The organism is Paracoccus marinus (genome assembly GCF_007018965.1).
Classification (GTDB): Bacteria; Pseudomonadota; Alphaproteobacteria; order Rhodobacterales; family Rhodobacteraceae; genus Paracoccus; species Paracoccus marinus.
Window position 1 is genome coordinate 1 of the sequence record NZ_VJYZ01000022.1, and the last position, 2,314, is coordinate 2,314.

The following is a 2,314-nucleotide window of genomic DNA, read 5'->3' on the forward strand; positions in this document are numbered from 1 at the left end:
AGAGTGCGTTTTTTCTCGTAAGTGCGATCGGGCGGATCTGGTTCTCGACCGGGTTGGTGTCCAGCTCGAGTGTGCCGTCGTCGAGAAAGCGGATCAGGCCGGGCCAGTGCGCGAGGGTGTAGCGGATGTCCTCGGCCAGCTGGGATTTCTGCGGGATGCGCGACAGCTGCATCTCCAGCCAGGGTTTGAGCGCGGCGACGATGGGGGCCGCATGTTCGCGCCTTGCCGCGAGACGCGCAGCCGCGTTCGTGCCGCGCACGGTCTTCTCGACCTGATAGAGCAGCGCGATCTGGCGCAGCATCTCCTCGGCGATGGGCGAGCGGTCGCTCTCGAAGCGTTTCACGAAGCGGCGGCGGACATGGGTCCAGCAGTAGACCAGCCGCCAGGGGCCACCCTCGCGCGCGATCTCGGTCATCGCGTTGTAGGCCTGGTAGGCATCGCATTGCAGGAACCGGCCCCGATACCCGGCGAGGAAGTTCAGCGGATGCTCCTTGCCCCGACCGGGGGCGTAATGAAACAGCACGATGGGCGGGCCGACACCGCCATGGCCGCGATCATCGGACACCACGGCCCAGAAATAGCCGCTCTTCGTGGTTTTGCGCCCCGGATCCAGCACCGGCGCGCGGGTCTCGTCGACGAAGATGCGATCGGCGCGGCGCAGATGGGCCTGCATGTGCCGGATGATCGGCAGCAGGTGGAAGCAGGCGCGGCCGACCCAGTTGCCGAGCGTTCCGCGGTCGAGATCGATGCCCTGCCGCTTGAAGATCCCGGCCTGGCGATAGAACGGCAGATGGTCGCCGAACTTCGAGACCATGATCCAGGCGATGAGCTGCTCCGTGGGCAGCCCGCCGGGCACGACATGCTCGGGGGCATGGGCTTGCGCCATGCCCTGCGAGCAGCGCCGGCAGGCGTATTTCGGGCGCCGCGTCACCAGCACCCGGAACCGGGCCGGGATGACGTCCAGTCGCTCGGACACGTCCTCGCCGATCCGGGCCATCTCGCCACAGCCGCAGGGGCACAGGATGCTGGCAGGCTCGATCACCCGTTCGACCCGCGGCAGATGCGGTGGCAGATGCCCCCGGTTGCGCCGGGGCTTGCGGGGCGCATCCGTGCCCTTGGCAGCCCTCAGGGCGGCCTCGGCCTTTTCCTGTGCTGCCTCGAGCACGCCCTGGGCCAGTTCGGCATCCTCGAGCGGCAGATTGAACTGGTCGGGCGACAGCTTCTCGGAGCTTTTGCCGAACTTCTCGCGTTGCGCCATGCGCACGATGTCTTCCAGCCGGCGATTGGCCTCCTGCACCTCCGCCAGCACCGCCTCGACCTCGGCCAAGCGAGCCTTCAGCAGAGCGTTTTCGCGGGCGAGAGCGGCAGCATCCATGGGGTGAAGTGAATCATGGAGCGCGGTATATGACCAGTAAAAACAGGGCTTTCCCGCACCATCACGCTCACCCTGCCGCCAGCGGACGACGCGCCCGCTCCGGCCGGACCAGTCGCCAGTCCAGCCCCTCGAACAAGGCGGCGAGTTGCGCGGAGGACATCCGCATCACCCCGTCCCGCACCTGCGGCCAGACGAATTTCCCGCCCTCCAGCCGCTTGTGAACCAGCACCATCCCGGTCTGATCCCAGGCCAGCAACTTGATCCGGTCCGCGCGTTTCGATCGGAACACAAAGACCGCCCCGCAGAACGGGTCCAGCCCGAACATCTCCTGCACCGCCAGCGCCAGGCCATCGATGCCCTTGCGAAAGTCCACCGGCCGTGTCGCCACGAAGACCTTTACCGGCCCGCTCTGGCCGAGCATCATGACATTGCCGCCCGAGCCGCGCGGATCGCCCGCGTCAGCTGGCCCTCATGGGCGTCAGCACCGGCGCGGATCACGACATCGCCCACAACGATCTCCAGATCGAACCCGGCATGGGCCGGAACCGCAGGCGGCGAGGGATCCTCGACGACCAGTTCGGCAAAAGCAGGCAGCGCCGCCATGCTCTCGGGAACCAGCAATTCCCCCGCCCGCAGCTTCTTGCGCCAGTCGTAGATCTGCCAGCGGGTCGCGCCATGCCGGCGCGCGACATCGGCCACCGTCACCCCGGGCATCAGGCTTTCCACCCCGATCCGCGCCCGCTCGCCCTTCGTGCGTCGGCGCCGACCGCTTGGTCCCTCAATCACCTCAAGCCGGGAAACCCCACCGTCGATCGAGCCGTCCAAATGGACGCCCATTTTGCCGTCTATCTCCAAAACCACCCCTCCGCCCCATGCCCACCCGCGGAGAATGGACCGATCAGATCAGCAGCGGCAGGAGGAGAGCGCCGTGGCGCTTAC

At 67.2% G+C, this 2,314-nt stretch carries 3 protein-coding genes; all 3 read right to left on the reverse strand.

The window, feature by feature from the left end; genetic code table 11:
- Window positions 1–1,327 (reverse strand): IS66 family transposase (gene tnpC / locus FNF32_RS10680; protein ID WP_246087785.1); only part of this gene is annotated, 1,327 nt, incomplete at its 3' end.
- 115 nt (window positions 1,328–1,442) lie between these two features.
- On the reverse strand, window positions 1,443–1,763 hold the full coding sequence (gene tnpB / locus FNF32_RS10685) for an IS66 family insertion sequence element accessory protein TnpB (protein ID WP_221930699.1): 321 nt from the start codon (window positions 1,761–1,763) through the stop codon (window positions 1,443–1,445).
- Between the two features lie 32 nt (window positions 1,764–1,795).
- Entirely contained in the window at window positions 1,796–2,212 is a 417-nt protein-coding gene (locus FNF32_RS10690) for a transposase (RefSeq protein WP_131534832.1), read from the reverse strand.
- Between the last annotated feature and the right edge of the window lie 102 nt (window positions 2,213–2,314).